The sequence below is a fragment of the Pseudomonas sp. Leaf58 genome, assembly GCF_003627215.1.
Classification (GTDB): Bacteria; Pseudomonadota; Gammaproteobacteria; order Pseudomonadales; family Pseudomonadaceae; genus Aquipseudomonas.
This window is the reverse complement of the sequence record NZ_CP032677.1, coordinates 5,292,092-5,313,570: the sequence shown is the minus strand read 5'-3', so window position 1 is coordinate 5,313,570 and position 21,479 is coordinate 5,292,092. Positions and strand designations below refer to the sequence as shown.

Sequence of the window (21,479 nt, the reverse complement as noted above, 5' to 3'; positions counted from 1 at the left end):
GAAAACTGTGCCGTACCTGTGGGAGCGGGCGAGCCCGCGAAGAATCCAACACCGTTTTCAACCTGAAGAACCACCATAAGGCAGCCGCCATGCGTCCCGCCCGCGCCCTGATCGACCTCCAGGCCCTGCGCCACAACTACCGTCTGGCCCGTGAACTGACCGGTGCCAAAGCCCTCGCGGTGATCAAGGCCGACGCCTACGGCCATGGCGCCGTGCGCTGTGCCCTGGCCTTGGAGGCCGAAGCCGATGGCTTTGCCGTGGCCTGCATCGAAGAGGCGCTGGAATTGCGCGCGGCCGGTATCAAAGGTCCGCTGCTGCTGCTGGAAGGCTTCTTTGAAGCCAGTGAACTGGCGCTGATCGCTGAACACGACCTGTGGTGTGTGGTGCACTCGCTGTGGCAGTTGGAAGCCATCGAGAAAACCCAGCTGCACAAGCCGCTTACCGTTTGGCTCAAGCTCGATAGCGGCATGCACCGCGTTGGCCTGCACCCCAAGGATTACCACGACGCCTATCAGCGCCTGCTGGCCACTGGCAAGGTCGCGCGCATCGTGCTGATGAGCCACTTCGCCCGTGCCGACGAACTGGAGGCCGACGCCACCGCCCAGCAGATCGCCGTGTTCGAGGCTGCCCGCCAGGGCCTGGCCGCCGAATGCAGCCTGCGTAACTCGCCCGGCGTGCTGGGTTGGCCGCAAGCGCCCAGCGACTGGGTACGCCCAGGCCTGATGCTGTACGGCGCTACGCCGTTCGAAGTGGCTCAGGCTGAGGCCGAACGCCTGCAACCCGTCATGACTCTGCAATCACGGGTGATCAGCGTGCGCGAGCTGCCTGCCGGCGAGCCGGTGGGTTATGGCGCCAAGTTCGTCAGCCCAAGGCCCACCCGCGTCGGGGTGGTCGCCATGGGCTATGCCGATGGCTACCCACGCCAGGCGCCTAACGGCACCCCGGTGCTGGTCGCCGGCCAGCGTACCCAGCTGATCGGCCGGGTGTCGATGGACATGCTCAGTATCGACCTCACCGACGTACCGCAAGCCACCGTCGGCAGCCCGGTAGAACTGTGGGGCAAACATGTGCTGGCCAGTGAAGTAGCCGCCCATGCGGGTACCATTCCGTACCAGATCTTCTGCAACCTGAAGCGGGTACCGCGGGACTACGTCGGCGAATGACACGCTGAAGCGGACAGGATGAGGGGCGGTGTGTTGTAAATACTGAACGGCATTGCCATGATATCGTTCACATCCACCCCCTTTTTCACCGTTTCAGGAGGCTCCAGCTTTGGACGTCGGCGAACGACTGCAAGCCATCCGCAAGCTCAAGGGCCTGTCCCAGCGCGAACTCGCCAAGCGTGCCGGGGTGACAAACAGCACCATCTCGATGATCGAGAAGAACAGCGTCAGCCCCTCTATCAGCTCGCTGCGCAAGGTGCTGAGTGGCATTCCCATGTCCATGGTCGAGTTTTTTTCGGTCGAGCTGGAAACGCAAAGCCCCGCGCAGATCGTCTACAAGGCCCACGAGCTGATCGACATCTCTGACGGTGCGGTGACCATGAAGCTGGTTGGCAAATCGCACCCCAACCGCGCCATCGCCTTCCTCACCGAGGTGTACCCACCGGGTGCCGACACCGGTGCCGAAATGCTCACTCACGACGGTGAAGAAACCGGCATCCTGCTGGAAGGCCGCTTGGAGCTGGTGGTTGGCAACGAGATCTTCATCCTCGAAGAAGGTGACAGCTACTATTTTGAAAGCACCCGCCCGCACCGCTTTCGCAACCCGTTCGACCGCCCGGCGCGGCTGATCAGTGCGGCGACGCCTTCAAACTTTTGATCCAGCGCAGTGCATTGATTCAGCAATACCCCTTTCCTGTGTGGGGTCGTTTCACGGCCTCTGGGTTCCCGCTATACTTTTCAACGCTCGCCGATCCGTGGCCGCGAGCGTGATTAGCCACCATGAGGGTGTTCGCGTGAACCAAATCAAGAAGATGCTGGCCGTACCAGCAGCCGTATTCGCCCTCTGGGCAATGAGCGCAACCGCTGCGACCAATGACGACATCGCCAAACGCCTGGAGCCGGTAGGCCAGGTGTGCGTCCAGGGCCAGGAATGCAAAGGCATGGAAGTGGCCGCTGCAGCGGGTGGCGGAGGCACCAAAACGCCGGATGACATCATCGCCAAGCACTGCAATGCCTGCCATGGCAGCGGCTTGCTGGGCGCGCCGAAAATTGGCGATACCGCGGCGTGGAAGGAACGCGCCGATCACCAGGGCGGCCTGGATGGCATTCTGGCCAAGGCCATTACCGGCATCAACGCCATGCCGCCGAAGGGTACTTGCGCAGACTGCTCGGATGACGACCTGAAAGGGGCGATCAAGAAAATGTCCGGGCTGTGAGCAACAGCTGAATTGCATGAGGCCCGCCATTATTGGCGGGCTTTGTTTTTGTGTTGCTTGTGGCGGCCCTTTCGCGGGCAAGCCCGCCCCTACAAAACACCTGTGGGCTTGGCCGGGAAGCGGGCAACCAATCACTGTAGGCCCGTGTCCAACCCCTGAACCCATGGATGTCTCAGGAGGCCCCGATGCACCTCTGCTCCATCGACCAGGCTGTCGAACAAGTCCTGGCGCGCCTGCCAGCCCACATCCACATGGGCCTGCCGCTGGGCCTTGGCAAACCTAATGCCTTCGTCAACGCCCTCTATGCCCGCATACGCGAGCTGCCTGAGCGGCAGCTGACCCTCTACACCGCTTTGTCCCTCGGCCGCCCGCCATTAGGCGATGGTTTGCAGCGGCGCTTTCTTGAACCCTTCGTCGAACGCGTTTTCGCCGATTACGAAGAGCTCACTTACCTCGCTGATCTGCGCAACGACAGCCTGCCGCCGAATATCCGTGTCGAGCAGTTCTTCATGCAGCCGGGCAGCCTGCTGCACAGCGCATCGGCCCAGCAGGACTACATCAGCAGCAACTACAGCCACGCCGCGCGCGATATCAACGCCAAGGGCCTGAACCTGATCGCCCAGCTGGTGGCGGCTACGCCCGAGAAGCCCGTGCACCTGAGCCTGGCCTGCAACCCCGACATCACCCTCGACCTGTTGCCGATGATCGCCAAGCGCCGCGCCGCTGGGGAAACCATCCTCCTGCTCGGCCAGGTGCATAGCCAGCTGCCGTACATGCCGGGCGATGCCGAACTGCCCATTGATGCTTTCGACTTGCTGCTCGATGAAGCCGAGCAACGCCGGCTGTTCTCCACGCCAAACATGCCGGTCAATACCCAGGACCACTGCATCGGCCTGCACGCTAGCAGCCTGGTGCGTGACGGTGGCACCCTGCAGGTCGGCATTGGTGCCATCGGTGATGCGGTAGCCGCCGCATTGCTGGCGCGCCAGGGCGACAATGCCGGCTATCGTGCCGTACTCGATGCGCTGGATATCGGCCCCTGGCAGGCGCTGATCGAACGGGAAGGGGGGCTGGGTGCCCTTACCCAGGGTTTGTATGGCTGCAGCGAGATGTTCGTCAACGGCCTATTGGCGCTGGCCGAAGCAGGGCTGTTGCGACGCCCTGTGGATGAGCAGGATGCGGTGTTGCATGGCGGCTTCTTCCTCGGCCCCCAGGCGTTCTACCAGCGTTTGCGCGACATGCCGTTGGCGCAGCGGGCACGGTTCGCCATGACCCGTATCAGCTTCATCAACGAGCTGTATGGGCAAGAGGCACTCAAGCGTCGTCAGCGCCGCGATGCGCGTTTCATCAACACGGTGTTTGCCATGACCCTGCTCGGTGCCGGGGTGGCCGACCAGTTGGAGGATGGCCGAGTACTTAGTGGCGTGGGAGGGCAGTACAACTTCGTTGCCCAAGGGCACGCGCTGGAAGGCGGGCGCTCGATCCTGCTGTTGCGCAGCTGGCGCGAGGCAGGCGGGGAGGTCACCTCGAACCTGCTCTGGAACTATGGCCACTGCACCATTCCCCGGCACCTGCGCGATATCGTGGTGACCGAGTACGGTATTGCCGACCTGCGCGGGCAGACTGACAGCGAGGTGATCGTACGGTTGCTGGCGGTGTGTGATTCGCGGTTCCAGCAGGGGCTGATCAAGCAGGCGAAAGATGCGGGCAAGCTGGCCAGGGATTTTCAGCTGGAGGCACGCTTTACCGACAACACGCCGCAGCGCTTGGAGGCGATCCGGGCGCAGCATGCGCAGTTGTTCCCGGAGTACCCGTTGGGGACGGACTTTACCGCTGAAGAACAGGACTTACTGCGGGCGCTGAACTGGTTGAAGAGTAAGTTCAAGCTGAGTGAGGTGCTGGAACTGGGCAAGGCAACGCTGGATGCGCCCGGGCCGGAGGGGTATGAGCGGCATCTGGCGCGGATGCAGCTGGACCAGCCGCAGGGGCTGAAGGAAGAGCTGTACCAGCGGTTGTTGCTGGCGGGGTTGGCGGCGACCGAGTAAACCCCAGGGTGCGTTGGCCCGATGTAGGCGCGGGTTTACCCGCGAATGCGATATTGAATCTGCCATCGCATTCGCGGGTAAACCCGCCCCTACACGGGGTGCGGTACTGGCTTACTCGATGAAGCTGACCACACCACCTTCCAGCGACTTCACCCGGGCCAGCGCCTCAACGCGGTAGCCTTGGCTGTCCAGCTCGGCACGGCCGCCCTGGAACGACTTCTCGATGACGATGCCCAGGCCGGCCACGGTGGCACCGGCCTGCTTGATGATCGAGATCAGCGCCTGCGACGCCTTGCCGTTGGCCAGGAAGTCGTCGATCACCAACACACGGTCGCTGCTGTTGAGGTGGCGCGGCGAGACGGCCACGGTGTTCTCGGTTTGCTTGGTGAAGGAATACACCGAGGCCGTCAGCAGGTTCTCGGTCAGGGTCAGCGACTGGTGCTTGCGGGCAAAAATAACCGGCACACCCAGCTTCAGGCCAGTCATCACCGCCGGGGCAATGCCCGAGGCTTCAATGGTGACGATCTTGGTCACGCCCGCGTCGGCGAACAGGCGGGCGAACTCGTCACCGATCAACTGCATCAGCGCCGGATCGATCTGGTGGTTGAGAAACGCGTCGACTTTGAGAACCTGATCGGAAAGCACGATGCCTTCTTCGCGAATCTTCTGATGCAGTGCTTCCACTGTGGTATTCCTCGATGTAACAACGGTGGCCGCTAAAAGCGGCAGAGTTTAAGAGTAATGGTTGATCAGCGTTTGAGCATTGCCCGGATATCGGCCAGGGCGTTGTTGCCACGTGCGGCCTTTACTTCAACCGGCGCATCGTCCAAGCCTTCCCAGGCCAGGTCGTCCGGTGGCAGCTCGTCGAGGAACCGGCTGGGCGTGCAGTCGATGATTTCACCGTATTGCTTGCGCTTGGCGGCAAAGGTGAAGGCCAGGGTCTGGCGCGCGCGGGTAATGCCCACGTAGGCCAGGCGGCGTTCTTCTTCGATGGTGTCGGCCTCGATGCTGGAGCGGTGCGGGAGGATTTCCTCTTCCATGCCCATGATGAACACGTAGGGGAATTCCAGGCCTTTGGAGGCGTGCAGGGTCATCATCTGCACACCTTCGGCGTTCTCTTCCTCTTCCTGCTGGCGCTCGAGCATGTCGCGCAGCACCAGCTTGCCGATGGCGTCCTCGATGGTCATGTCACCCTCTTCATCTTTCTCGAGGGTGTTCTTCAGCGCTTCGATCAGGAACCACACGTTGCTGATGCGAAACTCCGCAGCCTTGTCGCTGGCAGTCTGCTGGCGGATCCAGTTTTCGTAGTCGATATCGCGGATCATCTCGTGCAGCGCGGCTATTGGGTCTTCCAGGGCGACCTTGTGGCGCACCCCATCCAGCCAGTGCTTGAAGCGCTGCAAACGCTCGGTATAGCGGGCGTCCAGGTGCTCGCCCAGGCCCAGCTCCTCGCTGGCGGCGTACATCGAAATGCCGCGCTCGGTGGAATAGTTGCCGAGCTTTTCCAGGGTGGTGGAGCCGATCTCGCGGCGCGGTACGTTGATTACCCGCAGGTAGGCGTTGTCATCGTCCGGGTTCACCAGCAGGCGCAGGTAGGCCATCAGGTCCTTGACCTCCTGGCGGCCGAAGAAGCTGTTGCCGCCCGAAAGGCGATACGGCACCTGGTGGTGCTGCAGCTTCAGTTCGATCAGCTTGGCCTGGTAGTTGCCGCGGTAAAGGATGGCGAAATCGCTGTACGGGCGGTTGGTGCGCAGGTGCAAGGTGAGGATTTCCATGGCCACGCGCTCGGCCTCGGCTTCCTCGTTCTTGCAGCGGATAACGCGGATCTCGTCGCCCACGCCCATTTCGCTCCACAGCTGCTTCTCGAACGCGTGCGGGTTGTTGGCGATCAACACGTTGGCGCAACGCAGAATGCGGCTGGTAGAGCGGTAGTTCTGTTCGAGCATGACGATTTTCAGGGAGGGGTAGTCCTCCTTGAGCAGCATCAGGTTTTCGGGGCGGGCGCCCCGCCATGCGTAGATCGACTGGTCGTCGTCGCCGACCACGGTGAACTGGTTGCGCATGCCGATAAGCATCTTCACCAGCAAGTATTGGCTGGCGTTGGTGTCTTGGTATTCGTCCACCAGCAGGTAGCGCACACGGTTTTGCCAGCGCTCCAGCACCTCAGGGTGTTCTTGGAACAACTTGACCGGCTGCAGGATCAGGTCGTCGAAGTCCACTGCGTTGAACGCCTTGAGCGTGCGCTGGTAGTGGGTGTAGACGATCGCGGCGGTCTGCTCGCGCGGGTTGCGCGCCTTTTCCAGCGCCTCGGGGGGCAGGATCAGGTCGTTCTTCCAGGCACCGATCATGTTCTTGATCTCGTCGATGCCGTCGTCGCCGGAGTATTCCTTTTGCATGATGTCCGACAGTAACGCCTTGATGTCGGACTCATCGAAGATCGAGAAGCCTGGCTTGTAGCCCAGGCGCTCGTGCTCCTTGCGGATGATGTTCAGGCCCAGGTTGTGGAACGTACACACCGTCAGGCCACGGCCTTCCCCCGGGCGCAGCAGGGTGGCGACCCGTTCCTTCATCTCGCGTGCGGCCTTGTTGGTAAAGGTCATCGCCACGATGTACTGGGCACGGATGCCGCAATTCTGGATGAGGTGGGCAATCTTGCGCGTGATCACGCTGGTCTTGCCCGAGCCTGCACCGGCGAGCACCAAAAGAGGGCCGCCGACGTAGTCACGGGCTTCCTGTTGCCGGGGATTGAGTCGGGACATGCTAGAAACCGGGGGTCGCCAGAAAATAGCCGCGCATTCTAACAGGCATGGGGCTGTTGTGGCGCGACCGTCTGACGTCTGAGTCAGACTTTTGTGCACATGAATCATTAGTCAGGCTAATGCTACGTCCTGAAAAAATCGTATTTGCTGCTGGGACCGCTTTCGCGCACGATGCACGACAAAATGCGTCGGGGCGCTACACCCTTTGCTGCGTTTATAAAGTGAAAATCATTTTCATTAATGCAGTAGCATACCTGACCTCTCCCGTTGCACCGTGAAGCCTTAAGGAGCCCGCTTGTCCACGCCTGTCGAACCTTTGCGTTTGCTGCTGTTGGCTGATGAGCCGGAATGGACCGTGTTGCTGCGCGACTGTGTGCGCGCACTGGATGGCAGCGCCGTGCTGGTGACCGCACCGAACTGGGAGGCAGTCGACAGCTTGTTCAACCAGGACCGCCAAGCCGTGGTGCTGGCGACCCCGGCCTTGCAGCCGGCGCCTGGGCGCTGCGAGTTGCCGACCATCCTGCTGCTCGACCACGAGCCCCAGGTAGCGCCCAGCGCCGTCAGTGACTGGTTGGTGCATGATCGGCTCGATGCCGACACGCTGCGCCGCTCGCTGCGCCATGTGCGTGAGCGCGGCGTGCTGGTGGCTACCTTGCAGCGCCTGGCCGAGCAGGACCCGCTGACCGGTATCGCCAACCGCCAGGGCTTCCAGGCCTTGCTCACCGCACGCCTGGCCGAGCACGAAGGCCGCGGCGTTGCCCTCGGCCACTTGGACCTGGACAACTTCCGCCATGTCAACGATGCCCTGGGCCATCAGAGCGGCGACCGCCTGATCCTGCAGGTGGTGGCGCGCCTGAAGCAACAACTGGAGGCCGGCGACCAGCTGGCGCGGTTGGGCAGCGACGAGTTCGCCCTGCTGATCGACACCCGCCGCGATGCCAACCGTGCTGAATGGATTGCCGAGCGCATTGTCGAGGCACTGGGTGAGCCCTACTGGATCGACGGCGAAAGCCTGCTACTGGGCTGCAGCCTGGGCCTGGCGCATGCCCGCGCCCATGCGGGTGCCGACCCGCTGATGTGGCACGCGCACATCGCCATGCGCCAGGCCAAGGGCAGCCAAGGTTGCACTTTTCACGTGTTCAACGAACGCATCAACCGCAACGCCCGCAGCCTGGCCGACCTGGAAAGCGAACTGCGCCGCGCCCTACGCCGTGACGAGCTGGAACTGCACTATCAGCCCCGGCTGAACCTGGCTGACGGGCGCATTGTCGGCCTGGAGGCGCTGGTGCGCTGGCGGCATGCCGAGCGTGGCCTGTTGCCGCCCAGCGAGTTCGTGCCGCTGGCCGAGCAGAGCGGTTTGATCGTGCCGTTGGGTTACTGGGTGATTTCCCGTGCGCTGCGCGACATGCAGGCGTTGTGCGAATACGGGCTGGAGCCGCTGCACATGGCGGTCAACCTGAGCTTCCGGCAGTTTCAGGACAGCCAACTGCTGGCGACCTTGAGCCGGCTGATTCTCGAGCATGGTGTGGATGCCCGCTGGCTGGAGTTCGAACTGACCGAAACGGCGGTGATGCGCCGCAACGAACTGGTGCGCCAGACCATGGACGCCTTGGGGCGCCTGGGCGTGCGCTTTTCGCTCGATGACTTTGGCACTGGGTTCTCTTCGTTCGTGCACCTCAACAGCCTACCGATCACCTTGCTCAAGGTAGACCGCAGCTTTGTGGCAGAGATGGAAATGCGCGAGGAAAACCGCAAGCTGGTGCACGCCATGATCAACCTGGCGCACAACCTCAACCTCGAGGTGGTGGCCGAGGGGGTGGAGAGTGAAGAGCAGTTGGCGTTGTTGCGCGGGTTTGGCTGTGACCAGGTGCAGGGCTTTTTGGTCAGCAAGCCGCTGCCGGTGGACGAGTTGATGGCGTACTTACTGCAAGCGCCCGCCTGCCAGTTAGGCGCTGCCCTTTAGGGCCCTTTCGCGGGTAAACCCGCTCCTACACAGGTACGGCGCAGGCTTTGTAGGAGCGGGTTTACCCGCGAAAGGGCCCTCCTGTCAGGCAGAAGCCGTTGCCGCCCCGCCAACCCCAGCCTTGCCCAGCAACCGCTTCATCCGCCACTCAAAGCCAATGGTCAGCGCCACCGCCGCACACGCCAGCCCCAACGCCAGCCCCCACCAGATCCCGACTGCGCCACCCCCCAGGTTGAACGCGAACAGCCAGGCGCTCGGCGCCCCGACCAGCCAATAGCAGCACAGCCCGATCAGGAACGTCGTTTTGGCATCCTTCAGGCCACGGATCGAACCCATCGCGATGGTCTGCATGCCGTCGAACAGCTCGAACCAGGCCGCCACCATCACCAGTTGCACCGCCAGTTGGTAGATGGCTGCAAAGCCTGGGTCATTACGGTCGATGAACAGCCCCACCAGCGCCTCGGGCAACAGCCAGAACAGCGCAGCGAAGGCAAACATGATCATCCCGCCGAAGCTGATGCCCACCCGCCCGGCGCTGCGCGCCGCCAGCAGGTTGCCACCGCCGTAGTACAGCCCCACACGCATGGTCACCGCATAGGACAACCCCGTGGGCACCATGAACGCGGTGGAAACAATCTGCAGGGCTATCTGGTGCGCCGCCAGCTCGGTGCTGCCCAGCACGCCCATGCACAGTGCGGCGAAGGCGAACAGGCCGACTTCGACCATGTAGGTGCCACCAATCGGCAGGCCCAGCCGCCACAGTTCACGCAGGGCGGGCAACGACGGGCGTGACAGGCCTTTGCGCAGCGGGTAGGCGGCATAGGCCGAATGCCAGCGGATGTACAGCGCCAGGGCGATGGCCATGCCCAGCGAGACCACCGCGGTGACCAGGCCGATCCCCATCAGGCCGAGCTTGGGCAGGCCGAACATGCCTTCGATCAAGGCAACGTTGAGCAGGTAGTTGAGCACCGTGCCGATTACGCTAATCACCATCACCGGGGTCGAGCGGCCCAGGGCGCTGGTAAAACCACGCAAGGCCATGAAGGTCAGGTAGCTGGGCAGGGCCAGCGGCAGCAGGGTGAGGAATTGCGCAGCCGACGCCACGTTCTCGGGCTTTTGGCCAAACAGCAGCAATACCGGCTCCAGGTTCCACAGCGCCAGCGCCGCCACCAGCGCCAGGCCCCAGGCCAGCCACAGGCCGTTTTGCGCCAGGCGGGTAACGCCCTCGATATCGTTGGCGCCCTTGCGAATCGCCACCAGCGTTCCGACCGCAGCGATAACACCCAGGCAAAAGATCGACACGAACGAATAGCTTGCGGCACCCAGGCCACCACCGGCCAGGGCTTGCGGGCTGATGCGGGCCATCATCAGGGTGTCGGTCAGCACCATCAGCATGTGCGCCAACTGCGAGGCAATCAGCGGCCCGGCCAGGCGCAGCAAAGCCTTGAGTTCAGTGGTGGGCGCGACGTGCATCGGGCAGTCCTTTTCCTGAGTTGAACAGCGAAGGCGCGATTCTGAGGCTTTGGTCAACATTGCACAAAAGGATAAAAGCGATCGTTGGCATGAGTCTGACTCATGTATGTATGCTTCCCGGTGATTCGCTCAGCCCCGTATGACAGGTGCCTCATGTCTCGTCAGCTACCTCCGCTGTATGCCTTGCGCGCATTTGAAGCCGCCGCGCGGCTAAGCTCCTTCACCCGCGCCGGTGAAGAGCTGTCGATTACCCAAAGTGCGATCAGCCGGCATATCCGCACACTGGAGGACCACTTTGCCTGCCGCCTGTTCGTGCGCAGTGGCCGCAGCCTGCAACTGACCGAAGCGGCGCGGCTGCTGCTGCCGGGGGTGCGCGAAGGGTTTGCGGCGCTGGAGCGGGCGTGCGATACCCTGCGCGGTGAAGATGACATCCTGCGTATGAAGGCCCCTTCGACCCTGACCATGCGCTGGTTGTTGGCGCGCCTCAGCCACTTTCGCCACTTGCAGCCGGGCAACGAGGTGCAGTTGACCAGCGCCTGGATGGATGTCGACCATGTGGACTTCAACCAGGAACCGTTCGATTGCGCGGTATTGCTCAGTGACGGCGTGTTCCCGGCGGAGTGGGAGGTGCGCAGGCTATTTCCGGAGTTGCTGATCCCGGTCGGTGCGCCAGACCTGCTGGATAAAGGGCCATGGGACGAACGCCGGTTGGCCTGCATCGAACTGTTGCACCCCACGGTGGACAAGCGTGACTGGCGCGCGTGGCTGGAGCGCATGGGCCTGAGCGACAAGGTTTCGCTCAAGGGTGGGCAGGTGTTCGACACCCTGGAACTGGGCATGATAGCTGCGGCACGCGGCTACGGGATTTCCATGGGCGATTTGCTGATGGTGGCCGAGGACGTCGCGCAGGGGCGCTTGAGCTTGCCCTGGCCGACGGCGGTGCCCAGCGGCATGGATTACTACTTAGTGTGGCCGCGTACCCGGTTGGGCGGCGAGCGGTTGCGGCGGTTGAGTGCGTTTCTGGAAGAGGAAGTGGCGGCGATGGATTTGCCGGAGGTGCAAATCTTGCCGCCCCTCTGAACGCCTGCACCGGCCTCTTCGCGGGCAAGCCCGCGAAGAGGCCGGTGCAGGCGACCCAGGGATTTACATCGAGCCCAGATTCAGAGCCTGGGCACACGCCTGCAGCGAGCGGCGTTCACTCTGCGCATACAGCGCCAGCTCATCCTGCACCTGCAGCCCCAGCGCTGCCTCGAACGCTTCGCGGTTGGCATTGCTGCCGTACTCAGCTTGCGCATCGTCACCCAGGTTGGACTGGAAGATCCCCGCCGCGCTCACCGGCAGGAAGTCCTCGTACACCAGCGCCTCGAAATGCACATGGCCAGCGTCGATCAGCCCTTGCAGGGTGGTCGGGCGGCCATCCTGGTCGCGAGCGGCCAGGCCTTTCTCGGTGGCGAAGTAGCGGAAGTACGCCAAGCCCTGTTCACGCATCTGCGCCAGGTCATCCGGGAACTCGGCAAAAGTTGCCTTTAGCAACGCCATGTAGCGTTCGGCGTTGGCCTCGGCCGGTGCGCCACCCAAGGCGGCGCGGGTGGCGTCGAGCAGCTTGTCGTACAGCTGGCGACCTTTGGGGGTCAGTGCCGCACCGCGTTGCTCGATTTCGCCAAAGCGCGCGGTGTGGCTGCCTTCGCTGCCCTGCTGGTCGCTGAATGCGACCTTTTCCTGCAGGGCCTTGAAGCTGGTCTGGCGCAGCAGGATCGGGTGGCGACGGGTGGGCGGGCCTTCGACCACGGCCTTCGGCGGAATGCCCTTGGCCGGCATGCCGAGCTGGATGGCATCGATGTCCAGGGTACGTGGGGTCAGGTGGTTGATGTGCGGGCCTTTGAAGGCCACCACGTCGGCAATCAGGCGGTGCTGGTCGTGTAGTTGTTGGTACTGCTCGGCAGTGACGGTGGCGTCATGGTGCCAGCGGAAGGTGTGCAGCGCTTCTTGCACGAACGCCTGGGCATCTGCGGCGTTCAGGCCACCATCACGCTCGCTTTGGGCGATCAGTTCGAGGGCGCGGGTGGTGAAGATTTGGCGCTTGGCCAGGATGCCCTGTGCCAGTTCACGCAGCTGCGGATTGTCGATCAATTCCAGGCGTAGCAGCGAGGTGAACACGCGGAACGGGCTGACGTGCAGCGACTGCTCGTGTACCGCGCGGAAGGCGGTGGAGTGCACCGGCACGCCGGCAGAGCTGAGGTCGTAGTAGCCGACCGGCTGCATGCCCATGACCGCGAATAGCCGGGCGATGGTGGCCAGCTCTTCGGCGGTGCCGACGCGGATAGCGCCGTGGCGCTCCTGGTCCAGGCGCTCGATTTCGCCGGTCCAGCGCAGCGCTTGGGCAACCTCGGGCTGCTGGGCCATCACCTGCTGGTTGATTTCGCTCACCAGCTCCAGCAGCGTGCCGTACAGAGGCACTTCCTGTTTGTACATGAGCGACATGGCGGCAGAGAACTGCGCGCGGATGCTGTCGGGGCTGACGAAATCGTGGGCGGGCATCGCTAGCTTCCTGGTTGGGTTCGGATGCTTACATGAAAGCTGGGAATGCACTTGGCTCACAAGCGAAAAAAAGTGAGCGTGTCATTCCTTTTTTGATCGACCTCAAGGCCCATTGCCAGCAACAGTTCTCCGCGCCTGTGGGGACCCTGTGGGAGCTGGCTTGCCGGCGATGGGCCGCAAAGCGGCCCTGGCAATCTCAAGCCTGCAGCTGCTCGTGAATCCACTCCACCAACGCCCGCACCTTGGGCACCTCCGCCGCATGTTCGGCATACGCCAGGTAATGTGCCCCGGCACTGCGCATCGCATGGTTCCAAGGCATTACCAGGCTACCCTCGGCCAATTCCTTCGCAGCCAGATAACGCGGCACCAGTGCCACCCCACACCCAGTCTGCGCTGCGCTCAACGCCATATAAAACGTATCGAAGCGCGGCCCGTGATAGGCGCTGACGCTTTGCAGGTCCTGTTCCAGGAACCACTCATGCCAAGCCTCCGGCCGCGACGTGCTCTGCAGCAGCACCAGCTCGGCCAGTTCCGCGGCACTGCCCAGCTCCCGCCCGGCCAGCAGCTCCGGCGCGCACACCGGCACCACCTCTTCGCGGAACAACTCCACGCAGGTAGCCCCCGGCCAGGTGCCCTGGCCATAGAAGAACACCACGTCCGCCGAGCCCTGCAACAGGGCGAAAGGCTCCATTTCGTTGCGAATGTCCAGGTGGATGTTGCTGTGGCGTTTGCCAAAGCCCTTGAGGTGCGGGATCAGCCAGCGCACGCCAAAACTTGGTTGAGTGGCTACCTTCAGTATCTCGGTCTGCTCGCCATAGGTGAGCACGTAGCGGCTGGACATGTCGACTTGGGTCAGGATTTTGTTGACCTCGGCCAGGTACAGGCTGCCGGCCGGCGTCAGTTGCAGGCGGCGGCGGATGCGCAGGAACAGGTGGTGGCGCAGCATGTCTTCCAGCTGCGCGACTTGCTTGCTGACCGCACTCTGGGTCAGGTGCAGTTCTTCGGCGGCACGGGTAAAGCTTAAATGACGGGCTGCAGCCTCAAAGCACTGCAGGGCGGTCATGGAGGGCACCAGGCGTTTGGACATAGCGGTCTCTGCGGCTCAAATCATTACCTGACGGAATGATATGCGGAATAAAGGTCGTTTGTTGCACTGGTGTGATCGGATTAATACTGATCCACATCATTTTTCCACCCCATCACCGATGTAGGAGATGCACAAATGGTTGCTGGACTGCTCGAGCGCCTTGGCGTTGCTGCCGAGACTTACACCCAGGGCGATTACCCTGTTCACACGCCGATCGACGGCAGCCAGATCGCCTCGGTGAAATTGCTCGGCAAGGCCGAGACCATCGCCTGCATCGATCAGGCCCACAGCGCCTTCGACGCCTGGCGCACCGTACCGGCCCCGCGCCGTGGCGAATTGGTACGCCTGTTCGGTGAAGTGCTGCGTGAGCACAAGGCCGACCTCGGCGAGCTGGTCTCGATCGAAGCCGGCAAGATCACCCAGGAAGGCCTGGGTGAAGTGCAGGAAATGATCGATATCTGTGACTTCGCCGTAGGCCTGTCGCGCCAGTTGTACGGCCTGACCATCGCTTCCGAGCGCCCTGGCCACCACATGCGTGAAACCTGGCACCCGCTGGGCGTGGTCGGCGTGATCAGCGCCTTCAACTTCCCGGTCGCGGTATGGGCCTGGAACACTGCTCTGGCCTTGGTGGCCGGTAACTCGGTGGTGTGGAAGCCATCTGAAAAGACCCCGCTGACCGCCCTGGCCTGCCAGGCGCTGTTCGAAAAAGCCCTGAAAGCCTTCGGCGATGCCCCGGCTGGCCTGGCCCAACTGGTGATCGGTGGCCGTGAAGCTGGCGAAGCCATGGTCGACGACCCGCGTGTACCGCTGGTCAGCGCCACCGGCAGCACCCGCATGGGCCGCGAAGTGGGCCCACGTGTGGCCGCTCGCTTCGGCCGCAGCATCCTGGAACTGGGCGGCAACAACGCCATGATCCTCGCCCCGAGCGCAGACCTCGACCTGGCCGTACGCGGCATCTTGTTCTCCGCCGTCGGTACTGCCGGCCAGCGCTGCACCACCCTGCGTCGCCTGATCGTACACCGCTCGATCAAGGACGAAGTGGTTGCTCGCGTCAAAGCCGCCTACGGCAAAGTGCGCATCGGCGACCCACGCAAAGACAACCTGGTTGGCCCGCTGATCGACAAACTGTCGTTCGACGCCATGCAGGGTGCGCTGGCCAAGGCTCGCGACGAAGGTGGCCAGGTGTTTGGCGGCGAGCGTCAGCTGGCCGACCAGTACCCGAACGCCTACTACGTGTCGCCTGCCATTGCCGAAATGCCGGCGCAGAGCGACGTGGTGCGCCACGAAACCTTCGCCCCAATCCTGTACGTGCTGGCCTACGACGACTTCGAAGAGGCCCTGCGCCTGAACAACGAAGTGCCACAAGGCCTGTCGTCGTGCATCTTCACCACTGACATCCGTGAGGCCGAACGCTTCCAGAGCGCTTCGGGCAGCGACTGCGGCATCGCCAACGTCAACATCGGCACCAGCGGCGCCGAGATCGGTGGTGCCTTCGGTGGCGAGAAAGAGACCGGCGGTGGTCGTGAGTCCGGCTCGGATGCCTGGAAAGGCTACATGCGCCGCCAGACCAACACTGTGAACTACTCGCGCGAGCTGCCGCTGGCGCAGGGTATTGTGTTCGACTGATAGCTTGATGCTGCATGGCCGGGGGCCTGGCCCCCGGTTCGCGGGTAAACCCGCTCCCACAGGTTCTCCACTGCCCTTGAGGCCTGTGTGGTCCCTGTGGGAGCGGTTTTACCCGCGAATGGGCCGCCTCGGCGGCCCCAACAAGAACAATCGCTGGAGCCGGGCCATGTCCGAACTGCGTCAACAATGCTTGTGGGAATTCGTCAGCAAACCGACCGTCGCCACCCAGGCCCTGGCCGGTGAGCACAAGGCCGATGTCTGCGTGATCGGCGGCGGCATTACCGGCCTGTCGGCGGCCATCCACCTGCTCGAACAGGGCAAGTCGGTGATCCTGCTGGAGGCCTGGAAGATCGGCCACGGTGGCTCCGGGCGCAACGTCGGCTTGGTCAACGCGGGCACTTGGATTCGCCCCGACGACGTCGAGGCCACCCTCGGCCTGCAGCAGGGCAGCCGCCTGAACAAGGTTCTTGGCGAAGCCCCCGCCGAAGTGTTCGCGATGATCGAGCGCCATGGCATCGACTGCCAGGCCCAGCACAAAGGCACGTTGCACATGGCGCACAACGCCACTGGCATCGCCGACCTCGAGGCACGCCACGAACAATGGCGCCGCCGCGGTGCCGACGTGGAGCTGCTGACTGGCGCCAAGTGCCAGGAATACTGCGGAACCAACAAAATTTCCGCCGCGCTGCTCGACCGCCGCGCCGGCACCATCAACCCCATGGGTTACACCCAGGGCCTGGCCGCTGCTGCAGCGCGCCTGGGCGGCAAGTTGTTCCAGCAATCTGCGGTCGAAGGCCTTGAGCGTGACGGCGATGCCTGGCGGGTGAAGACCGCACGCGGCTCGGTGCGCGCCGACAAGGTGGTGATTTCCACCGGCGCCTATACCGAAGGCGACTGGAGCAACCTGCAGAAGCAGTTCTTCCGTGGGTATTACTACCAAGTGGCGTCCAAGCCGCTGCAAGGCGTTGCGGCCGACAAGGTGCTGCCACATGGCCAGGGTTCGTGGGATACCCGCACAGTGCTCAGCAGCATCCGCCGTGACGATCAGGGCCGCTTGCTGCTTGGCAGCCTGGGGCGGGTAGACAACAAGCCATCCTGGTTCGTGCGCAGCTGGGCCGACCGCATCCAGAGCCATTACTACCCTGAACTGGGCAAGGTCGAGTGGGAAATGCACTGGACCGGCTGCATCGACTTCACCCCCGATCACTTGATGCGCCTGTTCGAGCCGGCGCCGGGGCTGGTGGCGGTGACCGGGTATAACGGGCGCGGTAATACCACCGGTACCGTGATTGGCCGCGCATTTGCCGAGTTTCTGCTCAAGGGCGAGGCGGATAGCTTGCCGATTCCATTCTCGCCAATGAGCGGCGTGAGTGCGCCATCGCTGCGCACTGCATTCTACGAGTCCGGCTTCTCGCTGTACCACGCGGGGCAATGCCTGAGGGTGGTGTTGTAGTCACTGGCCGTTTCGCGGGTAAACCCGCTCTTCACCGCCTGTGAGGGCAATGTAGGAGCGGGCTTGCCCGCGAACAGGCCGGTACCGGCTTACTTGTGTAACCAGCTAAGGAAGCCGCCTTTCTTGATCGAAACCGGCTTCTGCAGCAGCAACGACTCCCGGCTCTGCCGCCGAAACCGCTGCAACTTGCTCAATGCCGTCTGCACCTCGCCGCGCTGCACCAGGCAGCTCTTCACCTGTTCCTTGTCAATCCGGTACAGCACGCAACTGGTCAACGTGCGGAACTCGGCAAACGAATCATCTTCATCGATGATCCCTTCGATCCCCAGCACCTCGCCCGGCCCCATGCGCCCGGCCTCCAGCAGTTTGTCACCATCGCGCACCGACGCCGACACCACTCCACTGGCAATCACCAGCAAGTGGTCCGAGTTGTCACCCACGCCCAGAATTATCTGGTCTGCCAGGTATTCGACCGCCGTCATGCGCTGGCTCAGGGCATCGCGCTCTTCATCACTCAGCGAACGGAACACGCGTACCTCATCCAATACCTCACGCTGGCGGCTGCGCGGGGGCATGGCCAGGTCGATGTTCCACATCACGCCACTGGCCTCCAGGTGCCGATGGGCCAGGTCGAACAGCTGATTGCGCGCGTCGGTCTTGGCGCCCATGTCGGCGACGAAACCACTGGCTTCGTACTCTACCGACTCCAGCGTCGAAACCTTCACCGACACCTTTGGCTTGGGTGAGGCAAGGATTGCGCTGGTGCCCTGCAAGGCCTTTTCCAGCGCATCGAACACCCGCTTGGGCCGCACCTTGGCCGGCACCACCACGCTGATCGACACGCCATGCACATCGGCCGGGCGGCTGTGGTTGAGCAGCCTGGCCTTGGCGGCTACCGAGTTGGGAATCACCGCCAGGCTACCGCTGCCGGTCAGCAAGCGGGTGGCGCGCCAGTCGATGTCCAGCACCTTGCCTTCGGTGCCATCGATAGAGATCGAATCACCAATCTGATAGGGCCGCGTGGTGTTCAGCACGATGCCGCTGAATACGTCGGCCAGCGTGCTCTGCAGCGCCAGGCCGATGACGATGGCCATCACGCCGGAGGTGGCCAGCAGGCCCTTGACCGGCAGTTGCATCACATAGCCCGCGGCGGCGACCACGGCAGCCAAGAAGATCAGCGCCCCCAACACATCCTGCAGCAGGCGCCCGCCATGGCTGCCACGCGCTACCAACAACAGGCCGAACACCACCGTTACCGTGCGTGCACCGAACAGCCACCAGCCAATCGCCAGCACCGTGGCCATCAGGTTGCGGGACACCTCGTCGGGCCAGGGGGGCGGTTGCAGTGGGCTCATGCCGGCGGCCACCAACACCGAGCTGAACAGCAGGAAGATCACCAGCCGCGTGCCGATGCGCCAGGCCCTTTGCTGGAGGGGGATCAGTTGCCAAAGTACGAGGTCAAGCAGGATCAGGGTGGTACCGAGCAACAACGGGGACGACTGGATAAACGCCAGCATGGTGGTCTCGGGGTGAGGGGAGGGCTGTGGGTAGTAATAGAGCAGGTTGGCCGGGCAAGCAATGGGGCCTGTGCATTACCGGTTGGAGCGGGTTCACCCGCAAGGAGGCCAGCAAATACAACGCCAAACCATCGTTCATAAAACAGAACGCTACAGCCAAAAAGCGCTATCTACCGCTCCAAAGGTGTTGGTTTTAATCTTCTCCCATCAACGCGAAACACCCCAATTACTGCAGATCAAAACCCTTAGGAGCAACCGCCATGACCCACTTCAAATACAACCGCCTGAACAAAGACGACGCCGCCGTACTGCTGGTTGACCACCAGGCTGGCCTGCTGTCGCTGGTTCGCGATATCGAGCCGGATGCGTTCAAGAACAACGTGCTGGCCCTGGCCGACCTGGCCAAGTTCTTCAACCTGCCGACCATCCTCACCACCAGCTTCGAGCAAGGCCCTAACGGCCCACTGGTGCCAGAGCTCAAAGCCCTGTTCCCAGAGGCCCCCTACATCGCCCGCCCAGGCCAGATCAACGCCTGGGACAACGAAGACTTCGTCAAAGCGGTGAAGGCCACCGGCAAGAAGCAACTGATCATCGCCGGCGTGGTGACCGAAGTGTGCGTAGCCTTCCCGGCCCTTGCGGCCTTGGAAGAAGAGTTTGACGTGTTCGTGGTCACCGATGCCTCCGGCACCTTCAACGCCATGACCCGCGACGCCGCCCACGACCGCATGAGCCGTGCCGGTGCGCAACTGATGACCTGGTTTGGCGTGGCCTGCGAGCTGCACCGCGACTGGCGCAACGACATTGAAGGCCTGGCCGCGCTGTGCTCCAACCACATCCCGGACTACCGCAACCTGATGACCAGCTACAACGCCTTCAACGCCAGCAAGTAAGCCAACTGCCCGGGCACCGCCAGTCGGTGCCCCCGCACAGCAGCACACCTGTCCAATCCAGCGCCCGTTCACCGTTGCACAGTGGATGCGGGCAAGCTCATCCCAAGGAACGCCGATGAACACCGCACTCCAAGACAACCGCAACGTGGTGACCCTGGTCATTCAGCACAAGGTACGTGCTGCGTCGCTGGCGGCTTACGAAGCGTGGCTCAAGCGCACCGTCAGCACCGCGCGCCGCCAGCCGGGGCACCTGGACGTCAACGTCATTCGCCCTGACGACGGCGGGCTGCACTTCACCACCGTGGTGCGCTTCGCCGATGCCAGCCTGCTGCAGGCCTGGGTCAACTCGGCCGAGCGCCAGGCGCTGGTCAACGAAGTACTGCCGCTGCTCGAAGGCGGTGACCAGACCCAGGTGCACGACGACCCGGAGTTCTGGTTCACCCCGCCGAGCACCCGCGCAGCGCAACCGCCGCGCTGGAAGCAGGCGCTGCTGACCTACCTGGTGATTTGCCCCATGACCATGGTCATTCCACCGCTGCTGGCGCCGCTGTTCGCACGCTTCCCGCAATTGGGCGGCCCGATCATCGGCAACCTGGTCGGCAACCTGTTCGTCATCCTGCCCGTGGTGTTCTTCATCATGCCTTGGGTAACCCGCCGCTGCGCCAACTGGCTGCGCGGCTGAGCCAGGCCTTTACCTCGACATTTTCAAGGAGATACCGACATGAGCACGTTCGTTACCCGCGATGGCACTTCGATCTATTACAAGGACTGGGGCACCGGCAAGCCCGTACTGTTCAGCCACGGCTGGCCGCTGGATGCTGACATGTGGGATTCGCAGATGGAGTTCCTGGCCAGCCGCGGCTACCGCGCTATCGCCTTCGACCGGCGGGGCTTCGGCCGTTCGAGCCAGCCGTGGAGCGGCTACGACTACGACACCTTCGCCGATGACATCGCCCAGCTGATCGAGCATCTCGACCTGCGTGAAGTGACCTTGGTGGGCTTCTCGATGGGCGGCGGCGACGTCAGCCGTTACATCACCCGTCACGGCAGCGAGCGGGTAGCCGGGCTGGTGCTGCTGGGGGCGGTAACGCCGGTGTTCGGTAAGCGTGAAGATAACCCTGAAGGCGTCGACCTGTCGGTGTTCGAAGGTATCAAGGCCGGCTTGCGTGCCGACCGGGCGCAGTTCATCGCCGATTTCGCCACGCCGTTCTATGGCCTGAACCATGGGCAGCAGGTGTCCCAGGGCGTGCAGACGCAGACCTTGAACATTGCGCTGATGGCGTCGATCAAGGGCACCCTGGATTGCGTGACGGCGTTTGCCGAGACCGACTTCCGCCCGGACATGGCCAAGGTCGATGTGCCGACCCTGGTGATCCATGGCGACGACGACCAGATCGTGCCATTCGAGACCACCGGCAAGCAGGCCGCGGAGCTGATTCGCGGGGCGCAACTGAAGGTGTATGCCGGGGCGCCGCACGGGTTTGCGGTGACGCATGCGCAGCAACTGAATGAAGACCTGCTGGCGTTCTTGCAGAAGTAATTGTGCTGGGGCATTCGCGGGTAAACCCGCTCCGACAGGGTACGGTACAAGCGTCAGACCTTGTGTTGACCCTTTAGACGCGGGCTTGCCCGCGAAGAGGCCGGCCCAGGCAGCACAAAGCCTGAACAAGGCTAACCTTCTACAACCCACCGCACATCCATCCAAGCCTTGGCCCTGCACCAACCGGCATGCTCCGCAGTTGCGCCTG

17 protein-coding genes are annotated in these 21,479 nt (G+C 63.1%); 11 read left to right on the top strand and 6 right to left on the bottom strand.

The window, feature by feature from the left end:
- Nucleotides 1–89: 89 nt before the first annotated feature.
- The 4 genes from alr to DV532_RS24590 all read left to right on the top strand — a co-directional run bounded on the left by alr (nucleotide 90) and on the right by DV532_RS24590 (nucleotide 4,425).
- The gene (gene alr / locus DV532_RS24605; RefSeq protein ID WP_056794026.1) at nucleotides 90–1,163 is read left to right on the top strand and encodes an alanine racemase; all 1,074 of its coding nucleotides are present in this window, start codon (nucleotides 90–92) and stop codon (nucleotides 1,161–1,163) included.
- A 109-nt stretch (nucleotides 1,164–1,272) separates the two neighbouring features.
- A complete protein-coding gene (locus tag DV532_RS24600; protein ID WP_056794028.1) occupies nucleotides 1,273–1,821 on the top strand; it encodes a cupin domain-containing protein in 549 nt (182 codons plus the stop codon).
- 154 nt (nucleotides 1,822–1,975) lie between these two features.
- Nucleotides 1,976–2,380: a cytochrome c5 family protein gene (locus tag DV532_RS24595; RefSeq protein ID WP_056796590.1), complete on the top strand. Its 405-nt coding sequence runs from the start codon at nucleotides 1,976–1,978 to the stop codon at nucleotides 2,378–2,380.
- A gap of 185 nt (nucleotides 2,381–2,565) precedes the next feature.
- Nucleotides 2,566–4,425 carry an acetyl-CoA hydrolase/transferase C-terminal domain-containing protein gene (locus DV532_RS24590; RefSeq protein WP_056794031.1) on the top strand — a complete coding sequence of 620 codons (1,860 nt, stop codon included), beginning with the start codon at nucleotides 2,566–2,568 and terminating at the stop codon, nucleotides 4,423–4,425.
- A 111-nt stretch (nucleotides 4,426–4,536) separates the two neighbouring features.
- Here DV532_RS24590 and DV532_RS24585 read toward each other — a convergent pair whose 3' ends face one another.
- The gene (locus DV532_RS24585) at nucleotides 4,537–5,109 is read right to left on the bottom strand and encodes a xanthine phosphoribosyltransferase (protein WP_056794032.1); all 573 of its coding nucleotides are present in this window, start codon (nucleotides 5,107–5,109) and stop codon (nucleotides 4,537–4,539) included.
- A gap of 65 nt (nucleotides 5,110–5,174) precedes the next feature.
- Nucleotides 5,175–7,184: a DNA helicase Rep gene (gene rep / locus DV532_RS24580; protein ID WP_056794034.1), complete on the bottom strand. Its 2,010-nt coding sequence runs from the start codon at nucleotides 7,182–7,184 to the stop codon at nucleotides 5,175–5,177.
- Between the two features lie 295 nt (nucleotides 7,185–7,479).
- Between rep and DV532_RS24575 the strand changes: the two genes are divergently transcribed.
- Nucleotides 7,480–9,147, top strand: coding sequence for a bifunctional diguanylate cyclase/phosphodiesterase (locus DV532_RS24575; protein ID WP_056794036.1), 1,668 nt, complete (start codon nucleotides 7,480–7,482; stop codon nucleotides 9,145–9,147).
- Nucleotides 9,148–9,231: 84 nt separating this feature from the next.
- On the opposite strand, the gene DV532_RS24570 is transcribed toward DV532_RS24575, so the two are convergent.
- The gene (locus DV532_RS24570; protein ID WP_056794037.1) at nucleotides 9,232–10,620 is read right to left on the bottom strand and encodes a NorM family multidrug efflux MATE transporter; all 1,389 of its coding nucleotides are present in this window, start codon (nucleotides 10,618–10,620) and stop codon (nucleotides 9,232–9,234) included.
- 153 nt (nucleotides 10,621–10,773) lie between these two features.
- Between DV532_RS24570 and DV532_RS24565 the strand changes: the two genes are divergently transcribed.
- A complete protein-coding gene (locus DV532_RS24565) occupies nucleotides 10,774–11,700 on the top strand; it encodes a LysR substrate-binding domain-containing protein (protein ID WP_056794039.1) in 927 nt (308 codons plus the stop codon).
- Between the two features lie 63 nt (nucleotides 11,701–11,763).
- On the opposite strand, the gene DV532_RS24560 is transcribed toward DV532_RS24565, so the two are convergent.
- Together DV532_RS24560 and DV532_RS24555 are read right to left on the bottom strand one after the other, a co-directional pair.
- On the bottom strand, nucleotides 11,764–13,158 hold the full coding sequence (locus DV532_RS24560; protein WP_056794041.1) for a VOC family protein: 1,395 nt from the start codon (nucleotides 13,156–13,158) through the stop codon (nucleotides 11,764–11,766).
- Nucleotides 13,159–13,354: 196 nt separating this feature from the next.
- Entirely contained in the window at nucleotides 13,355–14,245 is an 891-nt protein-coding gene (locus tag DV532_RS24555; RefSeq protein WP_056794042.1) for a LysR family transcriptional regulator, read from the bottom strand.
- 135 nt (nucleotides 14,246–14,380) lie between these two features.
- On the opposite strand from DV532_RS24555, the gene DV532_RS24550 reads away from it, so the two are divergent.
- Nucleotides 14,381–15,871: an aldehyde dehydrogenase family protein gene (locus DV532_RS24550; protein ID WP_056794044.1), complete on the top strand. Its 1,491-nt coding sequence runs from the start codon at nucleotides 14,381–14,383 to the stop codon at nucleotides 15,869–15,871.
- Nucleotides 15,872–16,037: 166 nt separating this feature from the next.
- Nucleotides 16,038–17,324, top strand: a complete 1,287-nt coding sequence (locus DV532_RS24545) for an FAD-binding oxidoreductase (RefSeq protein ID WP_056794046.1) — start codon at nucleotides 16,038–16,040, stop codon at nucleotides 17,322–17,324.
- An 89-nt stretch (nucleotides 17,325–17,413) separates the two neighbouring features.
- Here the strand turns inward: DV532_RS24545 and DV532_RS24540 are convergent, their stop codons facing one another.
- Nucleotides 17,414–18,841 carry a mechanosensitive ion channel family protein gene (locus DV532_RS24540; protein ID WP_056794047.1) on the bottom strand — a complete coding sequence of 476 codons (1,428 nt, stop codon included), beginning with the start codon at nucleotides 18,839–18,841 and terminating at the stop codon, nucleotides 17,414–17,416.
- 260 nt (nucleotides 18,842–19,101) lie between these two features.
- On the opposite strand from DV532_RS24540, the gene ycaC reads away from it, so the two are divergent.
- The 3 genes from ycaC to DV532_RS24525 all read left to right on the top strand — a co-directional run bounded on the left by ycaC (nucleotide 19,102) and on the right by DV532_RS24525 (nucleotide 21,271).
- Entirely contained in the window at nucleotides 19,102–19,731 is a 630-nt protein-coding gene (gene ycaC / locus DV532_RS24535) for an isochorismate family cysteine hydrolase YcaC (protein ID WP_056794049.1), read from the top strand.
- A 115-nt stretch (nucleotides 19,732–19,846) separates the two neighbouring features.
- Nucleotides 19,847–20,413 (top strand): antibiotic biosynthesis monooxygenase, encoded by a 567-nt coding sequence (locus DV532_RS24530; protein ID WP_120715379.1) that lies wholly within the window; start codon nucleotides 19,847–19,849, stop codon nucleotides 20,411–20,413.
- 39 nt (nucleotides 20,414–20,452) lie between these two features.
- A complete protein-coding gene (locus DV532_RS24525) occupies nucleotides 20,453–21,271 on the top strand; it encodes an alpha/beta fold hydrolase (protein ID WP_056794053.1) in 819 nt (272 codons plus the stop codon).
- Nucleotides 21,272–21,479: the final 208 nt, after the last annotated feature.

Bases quoted from the DNA above. Each gene is read 5' to 3' on its own strand.
- alr (WP_056794026.1), top strand. From the start codon at position 90: ATGCGTCCCGCCCGCGCCCTGATCGACCTCCAGGCCCTGCGCCACAAC.
- DV532_RS24595 (WP_056796590.1), top strand. From the start codon at position 1,976: ATGCTGGCCGTACCAGCAGCCGTATTCGCCCTCTGGGCAATGAGCGCA.
- DV532_RS24590 (WP_056794031.1), top strand. From the start codon at position 2,566: ATGCACCTCTGCTCCATCGACCAGGCTGTCGAACAAGTCCTGGCGCGC.
- rep (WP_056794034.1), bottom strand. From the start codon at position 7,184: ATGTCCCGACTCAATCCCCGGCAACAGGAAGCCCGTGACTACGTCGGC.
- DV532_RS24570 (WP_056794037.1), bottom strand. From the start codon at position 10,620: ATGCACGTCGCGCCCACCACTGAACTCAAGGCTTTGCTGCGCCTGGCC.
- DV532_RS24565 (WP_056794039.1), top strand. From the start codon at position 10,774: ATGTCTCGTCAGCTACCTCCGCTGTATGCCTTGCGCGCATTTGAAGCC.
- DV532_RS24560 (WP_056794041.1), bottom strand. From the start codon at position 13,158: ATGCCCGCCCACGATTTCGTCAGCCCCGACAGCATCCGCGCGCAGTTC.
- DV532_RS24555 (WP_056794042.1), bottom strand. From the start codon at position 14,245: ATGTCCAAACGCCTGGTGCCCTCCATGACCGCCCTGCAGTGCTTTGAG.
- DV532_RS24550 (WP_056794044.1), top strand. From the start codon at position 14,381: ATGGTTGCTGGACTGCTCGAGCGCCTTGGCGTTGCTGCCGAGACTTAC.
- DV532_RS24545 (WP_056794046.1), top strand. From the start codon at position 16,038: ATGTCCGAACTGCGTCAACAATGCTTGTGGGAATTCGTCAGCAAACCG.
- DV532_RS24540 (WP_056794047.1), bottom strand. From the start codon at position 18,841: ATGCTGGCGTTTATCCAGTCGTCCCCGTTGTTGCTCGGTACCACCCTG.
- ycaC (WP_056794049.1), top strand. From the start codon at position 19,102: ATGACCCACTTCAAATACAACCGCCTGAACAAAGACGACGCCGCCGTA.
- DV532_RS24530 (WP_120715379.1), top strand. From the start codon at position 19,847: ATGAACACCGCACTCCAAGACAACCGCAACGTGGTGACCCTGGTCATT.
- DV532_RS24525 (WP_056794053.1), top strand. From the start codon at position 20,453: ATGAGCACGTTCGTTACCCGCGATGGCACTTCGATCTATTACAAGGAC.